This window comes from Thioclava sp. GXIMD4216, from assembly GCF_037949285.1.
Classification (GTDB): Bacteria; Pseudomonadota; Alphaproteobacteria; order Rhodobacterales; family Rhodobacteraceae; genus Thioclava; species Thioclava litoralis.
Genome location: NZ_CP149927.1, coordinates 16,655 through 40,824 on the forward strand (window position 1 = coordinate 16,655; position 24,170 = coordinate 40,824).

Annotated in this window: 24 protein-coding genes; 7 read left to right on the forward strand and 17 right to left on the reverse strand. The window is 62.8% G+C overall.

Features of this window, described 5'->3' with window-relative positions:
• Nucleotides 1-3: 3 nt before the first annotated feature.
• Entirely contained in the window at nucleotides 4-747 is a 744-nt protein-coding gene (locus WDB88_RS13495; protein ID WP_339109699.1) for a sulfotransferase family 2 domain-containing protein, read from the reverse strand.
• Nucleotides 748-953: 206 nt separating this feature from the next.
• Between WDB88_RS13495 and WDB88_RS13500 the strand changes: the two genes are divergently transcribed.
• Nucleotides 954-2,975 carry a polysaccharide biosynthesis tyrosine autokinase gene (locus WDB88_RS13500; RefSeq protein WP_339109700.1) on the forward strand — a complete coding sequence of 674 codons (2,022 nt, stop codon included), beginning with the start codon at nucleotides 954-956 and terminating at the stop codon, nucleotides 2,973-2,975.
• Between the two features lie 58 nt (nucleotides 2,976-3,033).
• On the opposite strand, the gene WDB88_RS13505 is transcribed toward WDB88_RS13500, so the two are convergent.
• The 15 genes from WDB88_RS13505 to WDB88_RS13575 form a co-directional block, all read right to left on the reverse strand.
• Nucleotides 3,034-3,867: an ABC transporter permease gene (locus WDB88_RS13505; RefSeq protein WP_330646968.1), complete on the reverse strand. Its 834-nt coding sequence runs from the start codon at nucleotides 3,865-3,867 to the stop codon at nucleotides 3,034-3,036.
• Nucleotides 3,864-4,523, reverse strand: coding sequence for an ABC transporter ATP-binding protein (locus WDB88_RS13510; protein ID WP_330646967.1), 660 nt, complete (start codon nucleotides 4,521-4,523; stop codon nucleotides 3,864-3,866). The genes WDB88_RS13505 and WDB88_RS13510 overlap by 4 nt, the downstream gene beginning before the upstream one ends.
• 18 nt (nucleotides 4,524-4,541) lie before the next feature.
• Nucleotides 4,542-5,951, reverse strand: a complete 1,410-nt coding sequence (locus tag WDB88_RS13515; RefSeq protein WP_330646966.1) for a capsule biosynthesis protein — start codon at nucleotides 5,949-5,951, stop codon at nucleotides 4,542-4,544.
• Nucleotides 5,952-6,046: 95 nt separating this feature from the next.
• Nucleotides 6,047-7,030 (reverse strand): asparaginase, encoded by a 984-nt coding sequence (locus WDB88_RS13520; RefSeq protein ID WP_339109701.1) that lies wholly within the window; start codon nucleotides 7,028-7,030, stop codon nucleotides 6,047-6,049.
• 29 nt (nucleotides 7,031-7,059) lie between these two features.
• Complete coding sequence (locus WDB88_RS13525) at nucleotides 7,060-8,259, reverse strand: extracellular solute-binding protein (protein WP_339109702.1); 1,200 nt, start codon at nucleotides 8,257-8,259, stop codon at nucleotides 7,060-7,062.
• Nucleotides 8,256-9,242: a GTP-binding protein gene (locus WDB88_RS13530; protein WP_339109703.1), complete on the reverse strand. Its 987-nt coding sequence runs from the start codon at nucleotides 9,240-9,242 to the stop codon at nucleotides 8,256-8,258. Before WDB88_RS13530 ends, WDB88_RS13525 begins: the two co-directional genes overlap by 4 nt.
• Nucleotides 9,239-9,562, reverse strand: coding sequence for a hypothetical protein (locus tag WDB88_RS13535; protein ID WP_330646961.1), 324 nt, complete (start codon nucleotides 9,560-9,562; stop codon nucleotides 9,239-9,241). The genes WDB88_RS13530 and WDB88_RS13535 overlap by 4 nt, the downstream gene beginning before the upstream one ends.
• A gap of 63 nt (nucleotides 9,563-9,625) precedes the next feature.
• Nucleotides 9,626-10,504, reverse strand: a complete 879-nt coding sequence (locus WDB88_RS13540) for a polysaccharide deacetylase (RefSeq protein ID WP_330646960.1) — start codon at nucleotides 10,502-10,504, stop codon at nucleotides 9,626-9,628.
• A 22-nt stretch (nucleotides 10,505-10,526) separates the two neighbouring features.
• Nucleotides 10,527-11,585, reverse strand: a complete 1,059-nt coding sequence (locus tag WDB88_RS13545; protein WP_330646959.1) for an ABC transporter ATP-binding protein — start codon at nucleotides 11,583-11,585, stop codon at nucleotides 10,527-10,529.
• A gap of 76 nt (nucleotides 11,586-11,661) precedes the next feature.
• Nucleotides 11,662-12,879 carry an extracellular solute-binding protein gene (locus WDB88_RS13550; protein WP_339109704.1) on the reverse strand — a complete coding sequence of 406 codons (1,218 nt, stop codon included), beginning with the start codon at nucleotides 12,877-12,879 and terminating at the stop codon, nucleotides 11,662-11,664.
• Between the two features lie 67 nt (nucleotides 12,880-12,946).
• A complete protein-coding gene (locus tag WDB88_RS13555) occupies nucleotides 12,947-13,705 on the reverse strand; it encodes an SDR family NAD(P)-dependent oxidoreductase (protein ID WP_330646957.1) in 759 nt (252 codons plus the stop codon).
• On the reverse strand, nucleotides 13,702-14,415 hold the full coding sequence (locus WDB88_RS13560) for an SDR family NAD(P)-dependent oxidoreductase (protein WP_339109806.1): 714 nt from the start codon (nucleotides 14,413-14,415) through the stop codon (nucleotides 13,702-13,704). Before WDB88_RS13560 ends, WDB88_RS13555 begins: the two co-directional genes overlap by 4 nt.
• A gap of 10 nt (nucleotides 14,416-14,425) precedes the next feature.
• Nucleotides 14,426-15,265 (reverse strand): ABC transporter permease, encoded by an 840-nt coding sequence (locus tag WDB88_RS13565; protein ID WP_330646955.1) that lies wholly within the window; start codon nucleotides 15,263-15,265, stop codon nucleotides 14,426-14,428.
• Nucleotides 15,266-15,268: 3 nt separating this feature from the next.
• Nucleotides 15,269-16,180: an ABC transporter permease gene (locus WDB88_RS13570; protein WP_330646954.1), complete on the reverse strand. Its 912-nt coding sequence runs from the start codon at nucleotides 16,178-16,180 to the stop codon at nucleotides 15,269-15,271.
• Nucleotides 16,180-17,250 carry an ABC transporter ATP-binding protein gene (locus tag WDB88_RS13575; RefSeq protein ID WP_339109705.1) on the reverse strand — a complete coding sequence of 357 codons (1,071 nt, stop codon included), beginning with the start codon at nucleotides 17,248-17,250 and terminating at the stop codon, nucleotides 16,180-16,182. Before WDB88_RS13575 ends, WDB88_RS13570 begins: the two co-directional genes overlap by 1 nt.
• A gap of 283 nt (nucleotides 17,251-17,533) precedes the next feature.
• On the opposite strand from WDB88_RS13575, the gene WDB88_RS13580 reads away from it, so the two are divergent.
• On the forward strand, nucleotides 17,534-18,535 hold the full coding sequence (locus tag WDB88_RS13580; protein ID WP_330646952.1) for a GntR family transcriptional regulator: 1,002 nt from the start codon (nucleotides 17,534-17,536) through the stop codon (nucleotides 18,533-18,535).
• Between the two features lie 26 nt (nucleotides 18,536-18,561).
• On the opposite strand, the gene WDB88_RS13585 is transcribed toward WDB88_RS13580, so the two are convergent.
• Nucleotides 18,562-19,455, reverse strand: coding sequence for a LysR family transcriptional regulator (locus WDB88_RS13585; protein WP_330646951.1), 894 nt, complete (start codon nucleotides 19,453-19,455; stop codon nucleotides 18,562-18,564).
• A 487-nt stretch (nucleotides 19,456-19,942) separates the two neighbouring features.
• Here WDB88_RS13585 and WDB88_RS13590 point away from each other — a divergent pair, with 487 nt between their 5' ends.
• Genes WDB88_RS13590 through WDB88_RS13610 form a run of 5 tightly spaced genes read left to right on the forward strand, consistent with a single transcriptional unit; the run spans nucleotide 19,943 to nucleotide 24,151 of the window.
• On the forward strand, nucleotides 19,943-20,659 hold the full coding sequence (locus WDB88_RS13590) for a LamB/YcsF family protein (RefSeq protein ID WP_330646950.1): 717 nt from the start codon (nucleotides 19,943-19,945) through the stop codon (nucleotides 20,657-20,659).
• 32 nt (nucleotides 20,660-20,691) lie between these two features.
• Nucleotides 20,692-20,928, forward strand: coding sequence for an acetyl-CoA carboxylase (locus WDB88_RS13595; protein WP_330646949.1), 237 nt, complete (start codon nucleotides 20,692-20,694; stop codon nucleotides 20,926-20,928).
• 4 nt (nucleotides 20,929-20,932) lie between these two features.
• Nucleotides 20,933-22,318: an acetyl-CoA carboxylase biotin carboxylase subunit gene (locus WDB88_RS13600; RefSeq protein ID WP_339109706.1), complete on the forward strand. Its 1,386-nt coding sequence runs from the start codon at nucleotides 20,933-20,935 to the stop codon at nucleotides 22,316-22,318.
• Entirely contained in the window at nucleotides 22,315-23,190 is an 876-nt protein-coding gene (locus WDB88_RS13605; RefSeq protein WP_339109707.1) for an allophanate hydrolase subunit 1, read from the forward strand. The genes WDB88_RS13600 and WDB88_RS13605 overlap by 4 nt, the downstream gene beginning before the upstream one ends.
• Complete coding sequence (locus WDB88_RS13610) at nucleotides 23,180-24,151, forward strand: biotin-dependent carboxyltransferase family protein (RefSeq protein ID WP_339109708.1); 972 nt, start codon at nucleotides 23,180-23,182, stop codon at nucleotides 24,149-24,151. Before WDB88_RS13605 ends, WDB88_RS13610 begins: the two co-directional genes overlap by 11 nt.
• Nucleotides 24,152-24,170 lie beyond the last annotated feature (19 nt).

Consider the following 24,170-nt stretch of genomic DNA (forward strand, 5'->3'; position numbering starts at 1 on the left):
GGCTCAGGCCCCGCCGCGATAGACCCCGCCCTGCGCGGCGGCACGGATATGGCGGTAGATGGCAAGATCGGGCGCGCAGATATCCTCGATCCGCGCCCGCAGATGGGGCGGGCATTGCGGCGCCGGATCGGGGCGCTTGTTGCGCGACAAAGGCAGGAGAGGGCGACCGGCCAGCCGTCGCAATGCGGCACGGAACGCGGCCCCCTCGTCAAGAAACCCGACCAGTGCGAAACCCTCGAGCGCCTGACAGGCCCGCGCGACATCTGCGGCAGGAGCGGCACTGTGATGCTGATAGGTGCCGGCGAAATAATACAGATATTGCGAGCCGAAACGCTGTGCAGGCTCGGTCTCGAGAAAGGCCTCCAGCAGATCGGCCCGCGCCGGATCGGGATGGCGGCGCTGGACATAGGCGTAATGCGACAGGAACCGTGCGACGGGCTCGCGCAGCAGGCTGACGCAGGCCCGCTCTGGCGCAAGCTGCGCCACCAGATCCGCGTTGAACTGCACATGGGCCGAAATACAGCGCAGGTTGCGCTCCAGCATCTGGGCCACCTCGACCCGCCGCACGGCATAATCCGCCAAGATAAGGGCCGTGTCGCGCGCCTGCGGCTCTAGCGCCTGCGCGATCCGTTTGGTGCGATCAATGTCGATTGTTCCCTGAGACGGCCAGAAGGCCAGCCGCAAAGCCGCACCGAAGCTGGTACCACCGCATTTTGGGACGTGAATATAGAGGAAGGATCGGGACATGACACTCGGCACAGATAATTCGAATGCAATCGATTTACCTTAATGGCGTTAAACGCGAATTAACCGAGATCGGCGAATGCTCGAAAAAATAGATCTCTTTCACCGCGTTCGCGCATCGCTTCCGGTTCGTAAATGGTACAGACTTTACAGACGTTTTCTGCCTGTCCTCTTTTGTTCCCGCAAGATGCCGTCAGAGGGGGCATATCATGAGCATTCAATCGGGCTTTCGCACAAGCCAGCCGCATCTGAGCCTGTCAGGCGCGCCGGACCAGATCGCCGTGACCGATGGTCAGGTTGCCACGACGCTGAAAACACTCTGGTCGGGACGGTGGCTGATTGCCAGCACGACGGTACTGGCACTGGGTCTGGGGCAGCTCTGGCTGTCGGAATTCGCCACGCCACTCTACCGCGCCACCACCTCTGTCCTGCTGGAGCCGCAAGATGAAAGCCTGACCGATCCGGACCGCGTGCCCGACCGCGCCCGACCGATCGATGACACGATCCGCCGCACCGAAGTCGAAATTCTGCGCGGTCGGGCCTTGCTGGGCACGGTCGTCGATGATCTTGCACTGACCGCGGATCCGGAATTCAACGCCAGTCTGCGGGCCCCCGGATTTGGCGCGCGGCTCAGGGCCCTGTTCCCCGGACAGGCCAGCACACGCCCGACGCCCGACCAACAGCGCGAGGCGGCAATTTCGGTGCTCAGCGAAAATGTCACCATCCGCAATCTTGCACCGAGCCTCGTGTTCGAACTGAGCGCGGTCACCGAGACCCCGCAGAAATCGGCCCTGATCGCCGACCGGCTCGCACAGAACTATATCAGCCAGCAGATCGCGCTGAAACGGCACGAAAGCGATAATGCGATCCGTTGGCTGGGGCAGCGGCTGACCGATCTCCAGCACCAGATCGAGACCTCCAATGCCGAACTGTCGCGACTGAGCGGTTCGGCGGCAACAGAGACCGCGCGCACGGTGGTGCAGACCCGCCGCCTGCAGAAGCTGGAAGGCGATCTGGCGACCGCGCGGCTGGCCCTGTCCGAAAGCCAGCGCCGTCTGCAGGCTCTGCCCGCCACGGCTGCGCCCGACGCGCGTGCCACCCGCGAGGCGCAAGTGGCGATCGACGCGGCCACGCTGCGCAATCTCGAACGCCAATATGGCGAGATCGACACCGGTCTGCGCAGCGAGACGGAAACGGCCACCCGCCAGAAGTTGCTGGAACAGCAAAGCGAAACCGATCTGCTGGTCTATGGCCATTTCCTGACCCGCCTCAAGGATACGATCGCCCGCGAAGGCCGCCAGATGGCCGATAGCCGCGTCCTTTCGGCAGCAGTCGAACCGGGCGCGCCCTATCTGCCGCGACCACCTCTGGTGCTGTCGCTCAGCGCGATGCTGGGGGCGGCCTTGGGGTTGATGATCTTGCTGTTGCGGCAGACATTCCGGCAGACCATCCGTTCGGCCCACGAGCTGGAAGAGTTCACCGGCCAGAAAGTGATCGGCCAGCTTCCCCGCCTGCCGGGCGGCAAGGGACGCTCGAGCATCGATTTCCTGCATGACTATCCGGATTCGCCCGCCGCCGAGGCCCTGCGCGGGCTGCGCACGAATATCGTGCTTGAACAATTGTTGCTGGGCCAGAAGGTGATCGCCATCACCTCGGCCAATCCGCAGGAGGGCAAGACCACCGTCTCGCTGGGACTTGCCCGTCAGATGGCCAGTCTGGGCAAGCGCGTGCTGGTGATCGAGGGCGATCTGCGGCGGCGGGTCTTCAAGGAGTATCTCGGGGTTGCAGCCGCGCAGGACATGATCGGCGCACTCACCGGAAGCCTGTCGCTGGCGGAGGCGGTGCATACCGATCCGCGTAGCGGGATGGATGTGCTGTTTGGGGCGAAAACCCACGGCAACCCCGCTGATATCTTCGCATCAGAGGCGTTTTCGCGGCTTCTGGCCGAGGCGCGCGACAGCTATGACTATGTCATCATCGACACCCCGCCCGTGCTTTGCGTGCCCGACACGCGGATCATCTTGCAGGGCTGCGACCGGGCGCTGTTTCTGGTCAACTGGAATATCACCACGCGGGTCCAGGTGCGCGACGGCCTGGCCGCGCTGCACAGCTCGGGGCGTAAACTCGGGGGGCTGATCTTGAACCGTATCGATCCGCGCAGCACCAAAGAGTTCTACTATACGGCCTATTACAGCACCGAGACAGGGCGCCCCAGCCAGCGCCCCCTCTGACTGGCCCCCATCAGACTGGCACCGGCAAGCTTCCGGCGGGTCTGCGCCGGAGCCGCCCCTATTTCTCCATCATGTCGCGGTAATAACGGCGCAGGAAAAACAGACCCAATGTGCCGCAGATCAGAGCGACCAGATAGACATAGCCGGGATTGAGATATTCGGCGTGATAGGAATAGTAGAACGCCGTGCGCATCTCGCCTGTAACATGGACCAGCGGGTTCCAGTTGAGCCATGTGCTATAGGGGCGCGGCAAGGTCTCGTGCAGCAAGATGACCCCCGAGATCAGCATCAGCGGGCGGGTGATCACACTCCAGACCATCTGCCAGAGCGGATGGCGGGAGATCAGCGTACAGAGCAGCATCCCCACCCCGAGCCCCAGACAGGACGCCATCAGATAGGCGGACAAAACGCGCGGCAGGATGAACGTCGTGCGGGTGTCATAAACCATCAGGATGACCGAAAGGATGATGGTCGAATTCAGCGCCTGCGTGGCAACATTGAGGATGAAACGCGCCAGCACCGCATCAAGGAAGGTCACACGCGGGTAGCTGAGCAGCTGCCGCGAGAAGTTGATGGCTTGCGACACTTTCGTGGAGGTGGTGGTAAACATCCAAAGCGGCATCATACCCGTGGCATAGAACAGGGCGAAATTCTTCCCCAGAGGCGGCGAGCGGAAGCCGATAGAGAAGATCGCCACCAAGACCGCAATCCCCAGAACCGGTTCGAGGATCGCCCAGAGATAACCACCGGGCGAGCGGCCATAGGTCGCGCTCATCTCGCGCAGGATCAGGGCAAAAATCGTGCGGAACGTGCTGAGCGGTGGCGTGCTTTTGACAGAGCGCAAGCGGCCAAGTTCTTCGGGGCTGAGCTGGTCAATCGGGTTCTGGGTCATTTTTGTTTCATATTCCGATTGTGATGGGCGATGGCCTCGTCGACATCCGGATAATAGGTCAGGGTGCCTTTTTCCAACACGGCCCCCGCCGTGCAGATCCGGCGGATCTGCGCATCCGAATGCGAGACATAGATGGCCGAACGGGAGCGCACCCGATCCAGAAACATCGCGTTACTCTTGTCGCGGAAGCTGGCATCGCCCGCAGCGGTCACCTCGTCCACGAGATAGGTGTCAAAATCCAGCGCCATATTGATCCCGAAACTCAGCCGACCGCGCATCCCCGAAGAATAGGTCCGCACCGGCATATGGAAATGCGGCCCGAGCTCGGCAAATTCCTCGACAAAATTCACCATCTCGTCGGTATCGGCCCCGTAGACCCGTGCCACGAACAGGGCATTCTGCGCACCGGTCATATCCTGATGCATGGAGCTGGCCAGCCCCACGGGGTAGGAAATCCGCCCGTCGGTCAGCACCTCGCCGGAATTCGGCGAGGACAGCCCCGCGATCATCCGCAACAAAGTGGATTTGCCCGCGCCGTTCCGGCCCAGCAGGCCAACCGATACACCGGTCGGAAACACGGCATTGATCTGGCGGGCGACGACCTTTTTCTGACCTGCGGCGCGGAACACTTTGGTGAGGTTTTTCAAAACGATCACGACATGCCTCCCGCGCGCTTAGCGGCGATCTCTCAGGGCATAGGCAACCAGGACCACCAGAACCCAGACCATCGTCATGATGATGGCCAGCAGCGCCACGATCTCGCCGCGCACGGGCTCCATCGACGCTTCGGGCATCGAGGGCCGGATATGGGCCGCAAGATAGCGGCTCTGGCGGTTCGCCTCGGCTTTGGCGGTATCATAGGCGGTCATTGCGGCGGTGTAGCTTTGCTCGGCAAATTGCTGGTCCACCGCAAGGCTTTCATATTGCCCGACGATATTGGCATAGCCCTCGCCATCGGTCATATCGCTGGAGGCAGGCGCGCCGCCGACGGTCCCGCTCAGCCCCAGCTTCTTGCGCTCGGCGGCGATACGGTCAGAGATCACCTGCACGCGGCGTTCGGTCTGCACGATCCGCGGATCATTGTCGCGCGTGGTCTGGCGCAGGGTGTCCAGCTCGATCAGCGACTGCGCAAGCTGCTGTTGCAGCGAGGACAGCAGCCCCACCTGCCCCTCGATCAGCGATTGCGGGTCCACGATCTGGTTTTCATTGCGGAACTGGGTCATCGCCGCGCGGGCCGTTTTCAGACGCTGCACCGCCGTTTCAAGCTCGTCGCGCGCATAGCGGATCTTGTCTTCCCGCGCGATCTGCGACAGGCGGTTGATCATCTTCGAGCTCTCGTCGAAGATCGCCTGTGTCAGCTTATGGGCATCTTCCGGCGTGAAGGCCTGCGCCTCGACATCGATCAGGCCGGTGCCGCTATCGGAATAGACCTGAACCATGCGGCCCCAATAATCGGTCAGATCCTCGATCGTGCCACCGGGATGATAGGCGTACCACGGGTCGTCCCCCCAATGCCACCAGCGATCCCCCGCCTTGGCCCACATCTTGCGCAGGTCCAGTTTGGCATCAAGCGCGCGCACCAACTCTTCGCTCTTGATATAATTATACAGAATATCGGTATCCGAGGAAGAAGACCCCGAAATCTCGGCCAGACCGCCCAGCATCTCCATTGCGGAGGACGTGTTTTCGGATCGCACGGAAAACCCGACATGGGAGACGTAGCGATCATGGGCGCGCGTATAAAGGTAGAACGACGCCAGAAAGACCGGCAGCACCACAATGAACAGGAAACTCAGCGCCATTGCCCGGTGGCGCGATTTCAGCGCCGCCATCGCCACCGTCGGCGCAACCAGAATCTTGTCTTTCAAGGGCGTCTCGGCAGATTTGCCCTGAGGCTTGCCCTGCGATTTTGCCTGCGGCTGTGGCTTCGGCTGCGGCGGAACCGGTGCGGCTTTCGCCTGAGCCGGATCGGGGGCTGGCTTTTGAGCCGGTTCCGGTGCTGCGGACGCTTTTGCCGCAGGGCGGGTTTCACCAACCTGCGTGATCTGGTCTTTCGTGGCGCCGGGCCGGGGGGTCTCGTTCACGTTTGATACGCCTGTCTTATTGCTCGGTGCGACTTTAACGAGCACAGCACGAAATCTCTAGTCACGATTTTCCACGCCCGCCTGCCTCGGGCGCGCTACCCCTCCTGCGCGAAGGCCGCCGCGATCCGGACCAGATCCGCCCCCTGCCCCAGCAGCACCGCCAGCAGAAGCCGCGCTTTGACCGGCGGCAGGGCTCCGGCGAAAATCACCCCGGCGTCTTCCAGACTGCGCCCGCCGGAATCATTGCCGTAAACCGGTAGCGTCCGGCCTTCGGGGCAGCGTGTCGCCACCACCACCGGACAGCCCTGCTCCCGCGCCTGCGCTGCGGCCTGCGCAAATCCTTCGGGGGCATTCCCACGCCCGAAGGCCGCCAGAACCACCCCAGTTGCCCCCGTCTCGACCGCCCATGACAGATAGTTCGGGCGGCTCCCCAGCCCCAGCAGGACCAGCTCGACCGCAGGATCAAGCCGTTCGGGTCTGTAGATCCGGCGGGGGGTCGCGTTGGCACGGGCCACGTAGACCTGCCCTTCGTCCACATCCCCGATCTTGCCAAATCCGGGAGAGCGGAACGTATCGACCCGCGAGGCATGGAATTTGGTGACATGGCGCGCCGAATGGATCTCGCCTTCGAAGACGATAGCGGCCCCCATGCCGGTCATCGCGGGACAGGCGGCGGCGCGGATGGCCTCGGCGATATTGCGTGGCCCGTCGGTATCGGCGACACCGGCATGGCGCTGCGCACCGGTAAACACCACGGGCTTGTCCGAGCCCACCAGAAGATAGGCCAGATAGGCGCTTTCCTCCATCGTATCGGTGCCATGTGTCACCACAACCCCGTCAATCTCCGGCGCGGCAAGCACCGTCTCGATCCGCTGGCAAAGCGCGAAAACCGTTGCCAGATCAAGTGCATAACTTCCCTTCGCCTGAAAGCTCTCGGCGCTGACCTCGATCCCGTCCAGCGGATCATGCAGCCCCGACAACAGGCTTTGCGCCGAAAGCCCCGCCGTCACCGGCCCGCCCTGTGTTTCGGCGCGCGACGCAATCGTTCCGCCGGTGGCAATCAGATGTATCCGTGCCATAGTCATCCTTTCCTGAAGGGGAAGCGGCCCTATCCGGCCTTACGCGATCCGCGGCCCTGCGCCTGCGCCGCTGCGGTGATAATCTCGGTCCAGCGGCGCACAAGGTAGTTATGCTCGTCCATTGTCGAGTTCCAGACCGCGACATTCTTCGACCGCGCCCTGACCGACCCGCCCGAGCGCATATCGCCCTTGCGCACCGCGACATGCCCGTTTGGTCCCGGCAGATCGGTCGCGGCGGCGCGCCCCTCATACCAATAGTCCCATTCCGCAGGGGGCAGCGTGTCGCGCACCCGTCCGGGCACCGACATGTAATAGCCCTGCCGCGCGACTTGTGCGCCCGCGATGCCGGACAGATACCAGTTGAGCCATGCATAGGCACGATCCAGCCGCGCGCCCTCCAGATGCCGCGCCAGACACATGCCCCCATGCCATGCACGGTAGCCTTCCTCCGGCACGGCCTGACGCACCCGCAGCCCCGCCTCTTTCATCGCCACCACGGTCGGCGACCAAAGCGACGAGATCGCCAGCTCGCCCGCGCGGAACCGCTCCAGCGGCTCGGTCGCGCGCCGCCAGAATGGCGCCAGATGCCCCGAGGCCACAAGATCAAGCCCCAAGGCCGCCATCTCGTCGATCTCGGCCACGGTCATATTGCCCGGGTCGGCGACCTTCATCCGGTCGGCGGCCATCAAGGCCTGCACAAGGTCGAAAACACCGATCCCCGGATCATCCACCAGCGCCACCCGCCCATGCCAGCGCGGGTCAAGAAGCTCGGCCCAGCTTGTGACATCGCTGTCGACATTCAGTCCTGTCGCACCGATATCGATGGCGAAACTGTCGTAATTATAGACGGTTGGCAGCATCGAGATCTGCCGTCCCGGTCGCGCGGAAAGCGAGGCATCCGCCTGCACCCAAAGCCGCGTCGCCGGAACATCACCATAGCCAAGCGATCCCGGCACCGGATCTAGCGCGGGGCTTTCCATCTCGGACCAATAGGTGATGCGGTCGATCTCGATCGGCTGGATCGCGCGCCAGTGCCAGACGATATCGAGATTGTGGAAACACTGGTCATAGACATCATAGCTATGCGGCGACATGGCGGCGATGCGCTGCGCATTCACGAAATCCATCTCGATGAAATCAAGCTCGAACCCGAGATCGGCCTCCGCACGGTCCTTGAACCTGCGCCAAGGCTGGATTTCGGTGGTCAGAATACGCAGCCGGTCCGTCAAGCCACGGCCCTCGCGCAGGCAAGGCCGGTGAAGGCGGCAAACGAACGGCGGATCAGGTCGGGCTCCAGCCCTTCCAGTATGAAGACCAGCCGCGACAGACGCTGGCCCTCGGGCCAATGCGTCATATGGGTGGGGGCATGCACCAGATGCTGAACGCCATGAATGGCCACGGGACGATCTTCTCCTTCCAGAGCCAGGATCCCCTTCACGCGAAAAATACGATCACCATAACGATGCAATAAAAGCGTGAGCCAAATCCCGAACATGGTCCAATCTATACGCTCTTCGATCACCAGAGAGAAGGAGGTCACGCCTAAGTCATTATGATGGTGGTGGTGCGAGGCACACGGGCCTGCGTCGCCGCACAGTGCGGGCAGACGCGCGCGGTCGGCATCCAGCCCGCCCAGCATCTGCGTCACGCTGTCTTGCGTGCTCCAGACCGATGCGGCGGGGTTCATCCTATGCAGCCGCTCACGCAGTCTTGCCACCTGCGCCTCATCGGCCAGATCGGTCTTGGTCAGGATGATCCGGTCGGCGCTGGCAATCTGGCGGATCGCCTCGGCGCGATGGTCAAGCTGCAAGGCCGCATTCACCGCATCCACCGTTGTCAAAACACCGCCCGTACGGAAATGGCTGCGCAGCACCGGATGCGCCGTCAGCGTCTGCAAGACCGGATAGGGATCGGCCAGCCCCGTGGTCTCGATGACCACGCGCCCAAAGGAGATCTCGCCCCGCGTGCGCAGACTATGGAGGTTTTGCAGCGCCTCCGCCACCTCGCCACGCACGGTGCAGCACACGCAGCCCGATTTCAGCAGCACCACATTCTCGTCGATCCGGTCGAGAAGATGGTGGTCAAGCCCGACCTCTCCGAATTCGTTGATCAGGACGGCGGCATCCGACAGCGAGGGGTCCTCCAGCAGCCGCTGCAACAGCGTGGTTTTCCCCGAGCCAAGAAAGCCCGTGAGCAGGATGACTGGGGTCATTTGGCCTCCATAAAGGCAATCAGGTCCTCGTCTAGCGGGTCAAAAGCCCGCCCCGCCAGTGCCTCGGCCTCTGGCCACAGATGCGAGAGCGCCTCGAACACGCTCGACTTTCCGGTGGGCGAGGAGAGCACATAATTGATCCCCTGCCATTCGGCGAGGGTCAGGCGGCGATGGGCCAGCACGGCATTGGCCGCGCGAATCCGGCGCGCGCCCTCGGCACGGCGGGCCTGCCTGTCGGTATTGCGGGTGAACACGCCCTCGCGCCCCACAGCATTCGTCCAATGGTCATCGCATCCCAAGATGCCGCAAAGCGAGCACATATCCGAGCCTTTCTCTTAGGTGATCCGGGCGGGTCGCCCCGCCCGGATCTGTTGCGCGAGTGGTTATTTGCGCGGGAAACGGGCCGCGTAATCATCGGCCATCTCGTTCATGGTGACGAATTTCACGCCCTCATGCGATTTGATATGGTTGAAGAGCCGTTCGAGCATCATCAGCACCTGCGGACGGCCCGAGACATCGGGGTGGATGGTGATCGGGAAGACCGCATACTCCATATTGGCATAGACCCAGTCGAACTGGTCACGCCACATCTCCTCGATATCGCGCGGATTGACGAAGCCGTGGCTATTGGGCGATTTCTTGATGAACATCATCGGCGGCAGGTCATCGAGATACCAGTTGGCGGGGATCTCGATCAGATCGGTCTCCTCGCCACGCACCAGAGGCTTCATCCAGTCCTCGGGCTTGCCTGCATAATCGATCTTGGTCCAGCTATCGCCCACCCGCACCCGATAGGGGGTGAAATCGTTATGCATCAGGGAGTGGTCGTATTTGATGCCCTTCTTCAGCAGGAGTTCATTGGTGACATTCGAAAACTCCCACCACGGCGCAACATAGCCCGTGGGGCGCTTGCCCGAGATCTCGGTGATCAGGCCGATACATTTATCCAGCACCGCCTCTTCCTGCTCGGGGGTCATGGCGATCGGGTTTTCGTGGCTATAGCCGTGAATGCCGATCTCGTGGCCGCGCGCGGCCACATCCTTCATCTGCTCGGGGAAGGTCTCCGCCGAATGGCCGGGGATGAACCATGTGGTCTTGATGCCGAACTTGTCGAACATATCCAGCAAGCGCGGCGCGCCCACTTCGCCTGCAAACAACCCGCGCGAGATATCATCGGGGCTGTCCTCGCCGCCATAGGAGCCAAGCCAGCCCGCCACCGCATCCACGTCGATGCCGAAGCCAACAAGAATTTCCTTTGCCATTTTTCGTCTCCTTTTGAAAATCTTAGCCTGCGATCATCGTGACCGAGGCGGGGTCGAGTGCGAGCGTGACGGACGCGCCGGCATCCAGCCCAAGCGCGCGCTCGGCATGGGTTTCGATGCGAATCTCGCGCTGGTCGGCGAGCTGCATCCGGAAATAGCCGGTGGCGCCCACGATCTGGCGGCCTGTCACCGTTGCGGGCAGACAGATCTCGCCTGCCGTGCCTTGCGGGCTCAGGCGGAAGGCCTCGGCGGGGATCACCGCCAGCGTCGCCTCGGGCGCTCCTACCCCCGCCAGCGCCCCAAGAGGCGTGTCGAGGCGGGCAAACCCGCCCTCGGACGGCAGGCTGCGCCCCTCGATCAGCGTATTCGCCCCGATGAAATCGGCGACAAACGGCGTCGCGGGGCGGCGGTAAAGCTCTTTCGGGGCCGAGATCTGCTCGACCACCCCGTTCGACATCACCACCACGCGGTCCGACAGGCCAAGGGCCTCGGATTGCGCATGGGTGACAAAAATGAAGGTGATCCCCAGTTCGCGCTGCAACAGCTTCAGCTCGTTCTGGATGATCCGGCGCAGATTGGCATCGAGCGCGCCAAGCGGTTCGTCCAGCAGCAGAATCTCGGGCTCCACCACCAGCCCGCGGGCCAGCGCGATCCGCTGGCGCTGTCCGCCCGACAGGCGGTCGGCCTTGCGGTCGGCCACGGCGGTGAGGTCGAACATATCGAGGATGCGCTCCACCTTGCGGTCGCGTTCCGCGCGGGGCAGCCCCTTCACCTCCAGCCCGAAGCCGATATTCTGGCGCACCGTCATATGCGGGAAGAGCGCATAGTTCTGGAAAATCATCGAGGTCGGGCGCTTTTCGGCAGGGAGATGCGTGACATTGCGGTTCATCATCATCACCTCGCCATTGGTGATGTCCTCGAAACCGGCGATCATGCGCAGGGTCGTGGATTTGCCGCAGCCCGACGGCCCGAGAAAGGCGACAAACTCGCCCTTTTCCACCTTCAGGTCGAAATCGGACACGGCGACCGTGCCATCGGAATAGGTCTTGCCGACCGAAATCAGCTCGAGGTCATAGATCATGGGGCAGCCTGTTTAGTCTGAGGAAAAAGACCCGGACGGGCGATCCCGCCCGGGCCAGTCAGGGGAAACCCCGGTTTTAGGCGTTCAGGAACTCGTCCCAGCGCTGGATCAGGTGGTCATATTCATCCGGCCACTGATGCCAGTAAGCGACATTGGCCGCGCGTTCTTCCAGCGAGCCGCCATCGCGCAGATCGCCCGGATTGATGCCGCGGGTGGCCGCGCCTTTCCACGGCTGGCCTTCATACCAGAAGGCGTATTCATCGGGGTCCATCGCATCCTTGATATTGGTCGCGGGCGAGTAATAGCCCTGTTCGGTCACCATGATGCCCGGCTTGCCCGAGAGCCAGAAATTGGCATAGGCGATGACCGCCTCGCGGTTGGGCGTGCCCTTGAGCATTGACGGCCCGATGGCCCAGCCGCGATAGCCCTCTTTGGGGGTCGCGTATTTGGCGGGCTTGCCCTGCGCCTTGACCGCCATGACCGCAGGCTGCCACGCATCACAGACCACCATCTCGCCCGAAGCCATAAGGTTCACCAGCTCGCCGAAATCCCCCCAGAGCGCGCGGAACTGGCCCGCTTTCTTCTTGGCAATCAGGAACTTGGCGGCCTCGTCGATCTCGTCCTTGGTCGGGTTGCCGGGATTTTTGGCCTCCAGAAGGCCCAGCGAATTCATCGCCAGAATAGCCTGCCCGATGGCAATCAGCGGGTCCACATTGAGGCCCGACTTGCCCTTCCATTTGTCGTCAAACAGCGCGGTCCATGTATTGGCTTCCTCGGCCGAGAGCACATCGGGATTATAGCCGATGGAATCGTAGTTATAGACCGCTGGCACCATATAAAGCTGGGTCTGCGCCGCATCCGCCCAGATCTGGCCGGAGATCTGCGCCTTGGCATCCCATTTGGGGTTGGTCTTCGTGAAGGTGTCGCGGATCGAGGCCCAGTTGGGCACTTCGGAGACCGGGATGGTTTCGACATTATCGGTGGCAATCAGCGCCGGAAGGCGCTCGCCGATGATCTCCCAGCAGTCATAATCGCTGGAGCCCGACAGGATCTTGGTCTGCGCATCGGGATAGGTCGAGGGCGTGCCCGAGACCGACCCCACCCCGCTGGCCTCCTTGAACATGTCAAGGATGCGGTCCTGCACCGTGGTCGACAGACCCGTGGTGCGCAGCTGCTCGGACGAGAGGCTCTGCGCACGCGCATAACGCGCCCAAGGATGCATGCCCGAGCCAAGCGCCACCGCGCCCAGTGCCGCGCCCGAACGCAGGAGATGCCGTCTGTTGATGATGGTCATATGTCTATTCCCTGTTGAGGATGAGGTTGCAAAAAGGGCACCGCTTCTTTTTGTGTTTTTGCGGTATTCAGTAGCGGCCCGGTGTCAGGCCGCCATCGACCGTGATGACCTGCCCCGTAAGGTAGGAGGCATCAGCGGAGGCGAGGAACCCGATGACAGAGGCGATCTCGGCAGGCTCGCCCAGCCGCTGCATCGGGATATAGGGGGAGGCGATTTCAGCCGCCTGCGGACCAAGACTATGGCCGGGGTTCAGAAGCTGCGCGGTGCGGATATAGCCGGGCGCCACGCCGTTCACGCGGATGCCACGCGCGGCAAATTCCACCGCAAGGCCGCGCACCAGCCCGATCACGCCGGATTTGGCCGCCGAGTAATGCACATGCTCGTCCCAGCCATAGGCCGTGCCCATGATCGAGCTGAGACAGATGATAGAGGCCCCTGCCTTCATCGCAGGCAGGGCCGGACGGATCACCCGCAGCATCCCCTTGAGGTCGATCTCGAACGTCTCGTCCCATTTCTCGTCGGTCATCTCGGCCATCGGCACACAATGGGCGATGCCCGCATTGGCCACGATCACATCGATCCGGCCATGCATCTCCAGCACGCGGGCGACCAGCGCATCACAGGCAGGCGTGTCGCGCACATCCAGCGCCATGAACTCCGCCGAGCCGCCCGCATCGGTGATCGCCGCGACGACGCGCGCGCCCTCCTCGGCCAGAATATCGGTGACAATCACATGATCGCCCTTGGCACCAAAGGTCTCGGCGGCGGCGCGACCAATCCCGATCCCTGCGCCCGTTACAATCACCACCCGTTTATCTTGGGTCATAGCATCACATCTCCGGAATTCGGGCCAAGCGTCTGGCCTACATAGAGTTTTGCGTCATCGGAACAGAGGAAGGCCACGCTTCCGGCCACCTCGGCCACCTCGCCAAACCGGCCCAGAGGCAGCTCCGCGCGTTTGGCGGCTTTCCAGTCTTCGGAAAGCGCCGCAACGAGGGGCGTATTGATCGGACCGGGGGCCACGGCATTGACGCGCACGCCACGGTTTGAGACCTCGCGCGCCAACGATTTGGTCATGCCGATGATCGCGGCCTTGGCGCCTGCGTAATGGACAAGCTCGACACCGCCGACCTGACCAAGCTGGGAGGCCACATTGACCACCACCCCCTCGCCCGCCGCGAGCATCGCGGGCAGGCAGGCCCGTGTGCACAGGAAATTGCCACGCACGTGCACCGCAAACATCCGGTCGAACTGGGCAGGCGTGATCTCGGCGAAGGGGGCCTGATGGCCGAAGCCCGCATTGTTCACCAAGATCTGCGGGTCGCCCAGCGAGGCGCGCACCTGATCCATCATCGCGCCCACAGAGGCCTCGTCCGCGACATCGGCGGCCACGGCCATCGCCTCGCCCCCAGACGCCACAATCGCGGCGACGGTCGCTTGGGCCGCGTCAGGATGCAGGTCATTGACCGCCACCCGCGCCCCGTCTGCGGCAAGCCGGAGCGCAATGGCCGCCCCGAGCCCGCGCCCGTGACCAATGCGACGCGGCTCATGCTTCCTGCCCCTTGAACTTGCCCGCCCGTGCGGTGAAGCGCTTCATCAACAGCCCGTAGATCACCAGCAGCGTGAAGGAGAAGAGCGTGGTCAGCACCCCGAAGGCGAAGATGTTGGGATAGATCTCCACCGAGAAGGTGCCATAGATCGCCAGCGGCAGCGTCAGGTCGCGCCCCGCAGTAAACAGCGTGCGGGCGAATTCGTCATAAGACAGCGTGAAAGAGAAAAGCATCGCCGACAGCACGCCCGGAAAGATGATCGGAAAGGTCACGCGGCGGAAGGTCTGCGCGGGGCTGACACCGAGCGCCATCGAGGCTTCCTCGACGCTGCGGTCGAAGCGGTTGAAGATCGCCAATAGAACAAGGAAGGCAAAGGGATAGGTATAGACCACATGCAGCACGAAGCTGGTGCCCCACCATGCGCGGCCGATCCCCAGCGTGTTCGACAAAAGCGCCATACCAAGCCCCACCAGCACGCCCGGCACCATCATGCCAAGGATGATGAGGTAGAAAACGGGGCCAGAGCCACGGAACTTGGTGCGGAAGGCCTCGGCGCTCATCACGCCCAGCACGGTCGAGACCACGGTGGTCATGAAGGCCAGCACCAGCGAGCGGATCAGGCTATCGCCCACAGGAAGCTGCGAGACGCGCGATCCATCGACCATGCCCAGAAGATGCTCGTACCAGTAGATCGACCAGTCGCGGATCGGGAATTGCGGCCCGCCATCGGCGCTTTGGAAGCTGAGGATCGCCAGCACGATCATCGGGCCATAGAGGAAGAGGAGGAAGATCGCCGTATAGACGCCAAGAACGGGTTTGAGGATACGCGAGTGCATGGGTTACATCTCCTTGCGCAGGTCGACGATGCGCAGCGCCAGCGCGATGACGGCAGTGATGATGATGGTCAGGACCACGCCCGCCACGGCGGCAAAGGCCCATTTGAGCGACCCGACCTGCGAGACGATAATATTGCCCAGCAGGTTCACCTTGCGCCCCGAAAGCGAGGCGGCAGTGGCGAACTCGCCCAGCACCATCACCGAAACGAAGATCGCGCCCACCACAACACCGGGCAGCGACAGAGGCAGGATGATGCGGCGGAAGATGGTGCCGAAGGAGGCGCCCAGATCGCGTGCGGCCTCGATGACCGACGGGTCGATGCGGCCAAGCATGAAGGTGATCGGCCCCACCATGAAGACGCAGTAGATCTGGGTCATCCCTACTAAAACAGAGAACTCGGAAAACAGCAGGAAGGTCAGCGGCTCGTGGATGATCCCGAGATTGAGCAGGATCGTGTTGATCGCGCCTTCCGTGCCCAGCATCGGACGCCAAGCGATCACGCGGATCAGGAACGAGGTCCAGAACGGGATCACACAGGCGACCAGAAGCGCGGTCTGGAGGGTCTTGTTACGGACGAAAAGCCCGATGAACAGCGCCACCGGATAGCCGATGGCAATCGTCGCCACCAGCACGATCGCCCAGATGCGGATCGTGGTGCCAATGGCGGAAAGATAGGTCGGGGACGACAGGAAGCGTTCCCAGCTGGCGGTGGTCAGCGTCGAATTCACGCTGAAGGTGGTCTGGGTCCAGAAGCTGACATAGATAACCATCGCCATCGGCAGCACCATGAAAAGCGCCATCCAGATCACGCCGGGCGTCAGCAACATCAGCGCGCGGTTCCGGTCTTTGCGGGCACGGGCGACGGCGGGGCTTTGGGATGTGGCCTCGGGGAGGTCGGTGGTTGCAGCAGCCATTATGCAGCTCCCTCGAAAATACGGATCTGGTCCGGATGGAAATGCAGCGCATAGGTCGCGCCTTCGGTCATCTCGGGCAGGCGTGGCTGGCCCAGATGGTCCACGACCTGCACAAGCTGCCCGTCATCGGTGCGGAAAAACGCCAGCGCGGTGGGGCCGTTGAATTCCCCCGTCAGATAGCGCGCAGGGAAGGAGAGATGCCCCTCGGGCACAGCGTCGGGGCGGGCGATGCTGATCTGGTCGAAACGCACGCCAAGGCTGCCCGCACCGCGCGGCATCAGATGCGGCGGCAGGGCGAATGTGGCGGCACCGGTGGCAAAGCCCGCGCCCGTTCCCTGCCCCGCAAGGATGTTCCATGCGTTCAGATGGCGGGCGGCGGCGGCATTGTCGGGATTGGCAAAAAGACGGGTGGCGGGCGCATCCTGCACGATCCTGCCGCCCGACAGAATGGCGACCGTATCGCCCATCGTCAGCGCCTCGGCCTCGGAGCCCGTGACATGCAGGAAGGACACTTTCAGCCGCTCGCGGATGGCGCGCAATTCGTCACACATCCGCGCGCGCAGATTGGCATCAAGCGCGCCAAGCGGTTCGTCCAGAAGCACGATCCGCGGTTCGGTCACCAGCGTCCGCGCCAAGGCGACCCGCTGGCGCTGCCCGCCCGAAATTGCCCCCACACCGCGATGGCCAAAGCCCCTGAGCCCGACCAGATCCAGCGCCGCCTCGGCGCGCTCGATCACCTCTTTCGGGTCGCTCACCGCCGCCTTGGCACGATGACGCAGCCCGAAGGCCACATTGTCGCGCACGCTCAGATGCGGAAAAAGCGCGAAATTCTGGAAAACGAAGCCGATATCACGCAGATGCGGCGGAACCCCGTCCAGACGGGTGCGATCAAAGCTGACCGTGCCAGTATCAGGTTCCTCAAAGCCCGCAATCACCCGCAGCAGGGTCGTCTTGCCCGAGCCGGATGCCCCCAGAAGGGATACATAGCGGTCGTCAGGCACCGTGAAGTCCAGACCGTCCAATGCGGTTACATCGCCGTATTTTCGGCTGACCCCGGATAGCGTGAGCATCGGCGTCTCCCTGTTATTTTTGATATATGCATACAAAAATCGATTCTATCTTTCGATCAAGACTTTTTCGATCTTTGTGCTCAAAAATCATTTTTTTAGGATCGCAAGCCAAAATAACATCATTCTAGTGCGTAAAAACCAGACATGCCGGCTGTTTTTGGCAAGATAACTGCTCAGTTGATGATCAGAATAAGATCTTTGTGTGCAAAGATCATTGATGCATTGCGTGCAAAAACCGTTATCCTGACTCGCAAGACCTTCTCGGCGCAGACGGAGCCCCCCTATGAGCACAGCGATCATCGACCGCAACGACGCGACCTCCGGCACGCCTGCCACCATGTTCGAGGCCGCCGCCTCGCTGTTGCGCAGCAATATCGAGGCAGGGCATCTTCTGGCAGGCTTCGTCTTGCAGGAAAGCGCCCTTGCCGAGCGGCTGGGCATGTCACGGGCCACCGTCAAACGCGCCTTTTCCATCCTAGAGGACGAGGGGCTGCTGACCCGCTTTTCCGGTCGCGGGCTGGTGGTGGCGGGCGGGTGCGGCACGCCGCAGCGCGTTGATCTGCGTCAGGTCGAGCTGGATCTGGAGGGGCTGGACGACGCCTTGGGGCAGCCCTCTTGGCACCGCATCTATGCCGAGGTCGAGCGCGAGCTGTCGCGCAGCCTGATCTTTGGCCGTTACCGCGTGATCGAAGCGATGATCGCGCAGGAATACGATATTTCGCGCACCGTGGTGCGGGATGTGCTGGGGCGGCTGCAGGAACGGGGACTGGTCCAGAAAACCCAGACCTCCCGTTGGATCGTCGAACCGCTCACCGCCCAACGCATCAAGGATAAATTCGAGCTGCGTCAGGTGCTTGAGGTGGCCGCGCTCAAATCGGGCCGCGCCGATCAGGCCAGCCTGCAGCACCTTCTGGACGAGATCCGCAGCCTTGATCCGGTCGAGAGACTGTCGCCGGCCCGCTGGTTCCGGTTGGAGGGCTGCTTCTTCGAGGCTGCCGTCATGGCCACCCCCAACCGCGACCTTGCCCGTTTCGCCGAACTCAACCGCCGCGCGCTGGATGCCTCGCAGCTTGCGCTGTTCTCGCTCGGGCTGCCGCCCGACCTGCAGACGCTGCGCGAGATCGCGACCATTATCGAGCTGCTGCAAACGGGGCCGGTATCGGCGGCGGCGGATCTGCTGACCACCCATCTGGGCAATGCGATGGCGCGCACCATCGCGCAGCTCAAGATCACCGCGATCATCGACCCGCCGACCGATCTGGCCCCCTATCTCAGCCCTGCCTGAGGCCCCTCTCTAGATTACGCCCCGGCCTAGCCCCTATGCATGAACTCGCAAAAGGCCTGCACGGCGGCGGAGTGTTCCACATTTGCCGCCCATGCCAAGCCCACATTCATCGTGGGGATCGGATCGGCCAGCGTGATCACATCGACCCGCCGCCCGTCCAGCGACCACGGTCGATAGACCATATCCGACAGGATCGTGACCCCCATCCCTGCCCCGACCATCGAGCGCACCGCCTCGGTTGACGAGGTCCGAAACGCAATTCTGGGCCGCGCCCGCAAATGGTTCCAGTAACGCTGCGCGGTATTCGAGGCCTCGTCCACGGTCAGCATGACATAAGGCTCCTGCGCGACATCGGCCAAGGTCACAACGGGCTTCTCCAGCAGGGGATGTTCGGCCCCGACCCAAAGCCTGCGCCGCGATTGCAACAGCGTCTCGTAAAGCAGCCCTTCCTGATTGGCGATATTCGAGGTCAGCATCAGTGCCAGATCATAGCGGCCAGAGACCAGGCCGTCCTCGATCGCCTCGCGCGGGGCCTCGACCATCTGCAGCGTCACCTTCGGAAAGGCACGGATGAACCGTTCAAGATAGGGCGAGGCATAATAGCCCGCCACCGTATAGGTCATCGCCAGACGCAGCGCGCCCTCCACCTCGCTGCGCCGCAGGTTGGGGGCGCGCACCGCCTCGTCCAGAGCACTCAGCACGCGCCGCGCATGATCTTGAAAGATCGTCCCCTCATAGGTCAGCCCCATGCCCCCCGCATGCCGGTCGAACAGGGGGGCGCCGACAATCTCTTCAAGCTGGCGGATGGCCGTGGTGACAGCCGATTGCGAGACATTCAGTTCCTTCGCCGCCCGCGACACCTGCCCCTCGCGGGCGACGGCAACAAAGTAGCGAATCTGGCGGAAGGTGGGTTCGTTCATTATAGGAGATACCTCTATTCCACAAAACAGATACAGCCTTGGGGCGATCCTGTAGCGACTGCACGCCGCGCAGATGAAAACCCTTTATTGTCGGGGCATTTGCCGGATAACGCCGGATAAAAGCGATATATCTGTTTCAACCGGAGGCCACCGCGCCCAGCAGCATTATTCATTTTTCAGAATTCATTACCAGCATATTCTGTATTTTACATTCCGCCGAAACCCTGTCTTGATGAGAACAAGGCCGGAAAAATCCGGCACCGAGGCCCGCGAGAGGCCACCCAACAGAGACACCATAACCCGAAGATCCGACGCTCTGCCTGCCATAGCCCCCATGCGCCGCTGTGCCTCTTGGCCATGCGCTGCGGGCATGCAGCTATCGCGTGGCCAAGACCCGCCTGTTGCCCGCTCCGGCCAGCATCCGCTATGGCCGTCGCCCCGACATGCCGTTCTGCCGCGACCGGATCCGCCAGAAAAGGAGAGGCACGTGCCCGCCACCCTCAATTGCGACATGGGAGAAAGCTTCGGCCTCTATCGCTTTGGCGATGATGCCGCGATCATGCCTCTCATCGGACAGGCCAATGTGGCCTGCGGTTTTCACGGATCGGACCCCAGCCATATGCGGCGCACCGTCGCGCTGGCACGGGCCCATAATGTCAGCGTGGGCGCGCATGTCTCGTTGCCCGACCTGCCCGGCTTCGGACGGCGCGAAATGAAGATGGACCGTCAGGAAATGGCGGATATCATTCTCTACCAGATCGGCGCGCTGAAAGGGTTTGTGGATGCCGAAGGAATGACGCTCGACTATCTCAAGCCGCACGGGGCGCTTTACGGCATGGCAGCACGGCAGGAGCATATCGCGCATGCCGTCGCCGATGCCGCCGAAATCTACGGCCTGCCGGTGATGGGGCTGACGGGCACCCTGCATGAACGCATTTACACCGAACGCGGCCTGACCTTCTGGGCCGAGTTCTTCGCCGATCTCGAATATGACGACGAAGGCCGCCTGATCATCACCCGCGACCATCAGGCCGTTGACCCCGCACAGGCCGCCGAACGCTGTCTGCGCGCTGTGTCCGAGGGCCTTCTGACCACCGTTTCGGGCAAGCATCTGCCGGTGCGCGCCGAAACCATCTGCATCCATTCCGATACGCCGAACGCTGTCCAGATCGCTCAAGCGGTCAAGGCCGCGCTTGGCCAATGACGCTCCCACCCCTGCACGAAAGGATCCTGCTCATGCCCACCGAAATCCGCTCTCCCGTTCCGGGCACCTTCTATCGCAAACCCGCCCCCGACCAGCCCGCCTTCAAGGAGGCCGGAGACAGCGTTGCGGCTGGCGAGACCGTCGGCTTGGTCGAGGTGATGAAGACTTTCATCGAGATCAAGGCCGCCGATGCCGGTGTGATTGCCGAGTTCACCGTCGAGGATGGCACCCCCGTCACCCCCGGCCAATGTGTCTGCGTGATGGAGTAAGGGGATGGGGATCACAAAACTTCTGATCGCCAATCGCGGTGAAATCGCGCTGCGCATCCAGCGTGCGGCCCGCGATCTGGGGATCAAGACCGTGCAGGTCCATTCCGAAGCCGATACCGAGATGCTGGCGGTCAAACTGGCCGATGAGGCCATCTGTATCGGCCCCGCGCCTGCGGCCAAATCCTATCTGGATATCGACGCGATCCTGAAAGCGGCCCGCGACAGTGGCGCGGATGCGATCCATCCGGGCTACGGGTTCCTATCGGAAAATGCGGGCTTTGCGGATCGGGTGGTGGCCGCAGGGCTCATCTTTGTAGGCCCCTCGGGTGACACGATCCGCATGATGGGCGACAAGGCTGCCGCCCGCGCGAGCGCTTTGGCCGCAGGCGTCCCCACCGTGCCGGGATCGGACGGGATCATCACCGATATGGCCGCCGCCGAAGCCCTTGCCGGACAGATCGGCTTTCCGGTCATGATCAAGGCCGCCGCCGGTGGAGGCGGGCGTGGCATACGCGTGGCGGAGACGGCGGAAGAGTTCCGCACGCTGGCCCCGCAGGCCTCTGCCGAGGCCAAGGCCGCCTTTGGCGATGGGGGTATCTATATCGAGAAGCTGATTGCCCGCGCCCGCCATGTCGAGGTGCAGATCATGGGCGACGGGCAGGATGTGGTGCATTTCTTCGATCGCGAATGCTCGCTGCAACGCCGTCGCCAGAAGGTCTGGGAAGAGGCCCCTTCGGCCGCGCTCGATGACACCACCCGCGAGGCGCTGTGTCAGTCTGCCGTGGCGCTGGCCAAGTCGGTCAACTACCGTGGTGCGGGCACGCTGGAATATCTCTATGATGATGCGACGGGCGCTTTCTACTTTATCGAGATGAATACCCGTATTCAGGTCGAGCATCCGGTGACCGAGATGATCACCGGCCATGACCTTCTGGCCGAGATGATCCGCGTGGCAGGCGGTGCGCCCCTGTCGCTGCGCCAATCCGACATCCAGCGGCGCGGCCATGCCATCGAGGTGCGGCTGAACGCCGAGGATCCGGCCAATAATTTCATGCCCTTCCCCGGTGTGGTCAGCGGGCTGCGCCTGCCCGACGGGCCGGGCGTGCGGATGGATCACATGCTGTATCAGGGCTATGCGATCCCGCCCTTCTATGACTCGCTGCTGGGCAAGCTGGTGGTCTGGGCGGACACCCGCGAGGCGGCGCTGACCCGCCTTGGCCGTGCGCTTGGCGAATTGCAGGTTGACGGCCTGCCCACCACCGCGCCGCTGTTCAGTGCGCTTCTGGGCGATGCCGAGCTACGCGCCAATCACGTCCACACCAAATGGCTGGAGCCATGGCTGGACAGCCACGCCCATCTGATCGCAGCCGAAAAGGACAAAGCCGCATGAGCTGCCGTTATTCCTATGGCGGAGACGAGCATATCTTCGTCGAAGTCGACCCGTCCATGTCGCTCGAGGCGTTCTTTACCTCGCTTTCCATGACGAATGCGGTGCGCGATGCGAAAATAGAGGGCATCACCGAGATCTGCCCCGCCAATGCCTCGTTCCAGATCAAATTCGACCCTGATGTGATCGCGCCCGAAGACCTGATGGCGCGGCTGCAGGAGCTGGAGGCACAGGCCGAGGCGGCCCCTGCCGTGCTCGACACCCGCATCGTTGAAATTCCTGTGTATTATCAGGACCCTTGGACGCATGAGACCCTGATGCGCTTTCGCGAACGCCATCAGGACCCCGCGGCCACCGACCTTGAATATGCCGCACGGATCAACGGCTATGACAGTGTTGAGGCCTTCATCGAGGCGCATTCCGGCGCGCCTTGGTTCGTGTCGATGGTGGGGTTCGTGTCGGGGCTGCCGTTCCTTTACCAGATGGTGGATCGCGACCGGCAGATCGAGGTGCCCAAATATCTGCGCCCGCGCACCGATACGCCAAAGCAGACCGTAGGCTATGGCGGCTGTTTCTCCTGCATCTATTCGGTGCGTGGCGCGGGCGGCTACCAGATGTTCGGCATCACGCCGATGCCAATCTACGACCCCGAGCAGAAGGTCGCGCATCTGAAGGAGTTCATGGTCTTCTTCCGCCCCGGCGACATCGTGAAATGGAAACCCATCACCCGCGAGGAATATGACCGTATCCTGCGCGAGGTCGAAGAGGGCAGCTACACCCCCCGCATCCGCCCTGTGCGCTTCTCGCTTGAGGAGTTCAACGCCGATATCGACGGCACAAATGCCAAGCTGATGGAGGCGCTCCATGCCGATTAATGTGATCTCCGCCGGAATTTCCACGACGGTGCAAGACCTTGGCCGTCCGGGCTATTACCATTTGGGCATCCCGATGGGCGGCGCGATGGACCGTATGGCCCTGCGCGCGGGCAATCTTCTGGTCGGCAATGAGGAAGGGGCGGCCTGTCTGGAATGCGCCTTTTTCGGGCCGGAGCTGGAATTTACCGAGGATGCCGTGATCGCGATCACCGGCGCGGAGCTGCCGCCCAAGATCGATGGTGCACCCCAGCCCACATGGACCGCGCTGGACGTGCGCGCGGGTCAGGTGCTGTCGTTCGACTATCTGCAAGCGGGCGCACGGGCCTATATCGCCGTGGCAGGCGGGATCGATGTGCCGATGGCGCTTGGATCGCGCTCGACCTATGCCATCGGCGCGCTTGGCGGGGTCAAGGGGCGGGCCGTGCAGCCGGGGGATGAATTACCGATCGGAACGGGGGCCAAGGCCGGCACCGGCAAGAGCCTGCCGCCGGAGCTGCGCCGCCTTCCGGCCGCCCGCGCCGAGCTGCGCATTCTCCCGGGGCTTTACAACCACCGCCTGACCGAGGCCAGCCTTACGCAATTCTTCAAGGAGGACTGGCGCGTGGCCAATGAGGCCGACCGGATGGGCTACCGATTCCAAGGCGGCACGCCTTTGGAATTTGTCGCACAGGACCAGCCTTTTGGCGCAGGATCGGATCCGTCAAATATCACCGATGCCTGCTACCCTTACGGGTCGGTGCAGGTGCCAAGCGGGGCAGAACCCATCATCTTGCACCGCGATGCGGTTTCGGGCGGCGGGTATTTCATGCTGGGCACGGTGATTTCGGCGGATATGGACCTGATCGGCCAGCTCCAGCCCAATATGCATGTCCGGTTTGTGCCGGTCGATATGGCCACCGCCCTGCAAGCGCGCCATGACCGGCGCCAGCAACTGGACAGGATCCGCAAGGCATTGGCCTGATATGGGCCAAAGCCAGACA

Bases quoted from the DNA above. Each gene is read 5' to 3' on its own strand.
- WDB88_RS13600 (WP_339109706.1), top strand. From the start codon at position 20,933: ATGGGGATCACAAAACTTCTGATCGCCAATCGCGGTGAAATCGCGCTG.
- WDB88_RS13505 (WP_330646968.1), bottom strand. From the start codon at position 3,867: ATGACCCAGAACCCGATTGACCAGCTCAGCCCCGAAGAACTTGGCCGC.
- WDB88_RS13540 (WP_330646960.1), bottom strand. From the start codon at position 10,504: ATGGCAAAGGAAATTCTTGTTGGCTTCGGCATCGACGTGGATGCGGTG.
- WDB88_RS13550 (WP_339109704.1), bottom strand. From the start codon at position 12,879: ATGACCATCATCAACAGACGGCATCTCCTGCGTTCGGGCGCGGCACTG.
- WDB88_RS13565 (WP_330646955.1), bottom strand. From the start codon at position 15,265: ATGCACTCGCGTATCCTCAAACCCGTTCTTGGCGTCTATACGGCGATC.
- WDB88_RS13605 (WP_339109707.1), top strand. From the start codon at position 22,315: ATGAGCTGCCGTTATTCCTATGGCGGAGACGAGCATATCTTCGTCGAA.
- WDB88_RS13585 (WP_330646951.1), bottom strand. From the start codon at position 19,455: ATGAACGAACCCACCTTCCGCCAGATTCGCTACTTTGTTGCCGTCGCC.
- WDB88_RS13595 (WP_330646949.1), top strand. From the start codon at position 20,692: ATGCCCACCGAAATCCGCTCTCCCGTTCCGGGCACCTTCTATCGCAAA.
- WDB88_RS13545 (WP_330646959.1), bottom strand. From the start codon at position 11,585: ATGATCTATGACCTCGAGCTGATTTCGGTCGGCAAGACCTATTCCGAT.
- WDB88_RS13520 (WP_339109701.1), bottom strand. From the start codon at position 7,030: ATGGCACGGATACATCTGATTGCCACCGGCGGAACGATTGCGTCGCGC.
- WDB88_RS13535 (WP_330646961.1), bottom strand. From the start codon at position 9,562: ATGTGCTCGCTTTGCGGCATCTTGGGATGCGATGACCATTGGACGAAT.
- WDB88_RS13500 (WP_339109700.1), top strand. From the start codon at position 954: ATGAGCATTCAATCGGGCTTTCGCACAAGCCAGCCGCATCTGAGCCTG.
- WDB88_RS13495 (WP_339109699.1), bottom strand. From the start codon at position 747: ATGTCCCGATCCTTCCTCTATATTCACGTCCCAAAATGCGGTGGTACC.
- WDB88_RS13570 (WP_330646954.1), bottom strand. From the start codon at position 16,180: ATGGCTGCTGCAACCACCGACCTCCCCGAGGCCACATCCCAAAGCCCC.
- WDB88_RS13530 (WP_339109703.1), bottom strand. From the start codon at position 9,242: ATGACCCCAGTCATCCTGCTCACGGGCTTTCTTGGCTCGGGGAAAACC.
- WDB88_RS13610 (WP_339109708.1), top strand. From the start codon at position 23,180: ATGCCGATTAATGTGATCTCCGCCGGAATTTCCACGACGGTGCAAGAC.
- WDB88_RS13580 (WP_330646952.1), top strand. From the start codon at position 17,534: ATGAGCACAGCGATCATCGACCGCAACGACGCGACCTCCGGCACGCCT.
- WDB88_RS13575 (WP_339109705.1), bottom strand. From the start codon at position 17,250: ATGCTCACGCTATCCGGGGTCAGCCGAAAATACGGCGATGTAACCGCA.
- WDB88_RS13555 (WP_330646957.1), bottom strand. From the start codon at position 13,705: ATGACCCAAGATAAACGGGTGGTGATTGTAACGGGCGCAGGGATCGGG.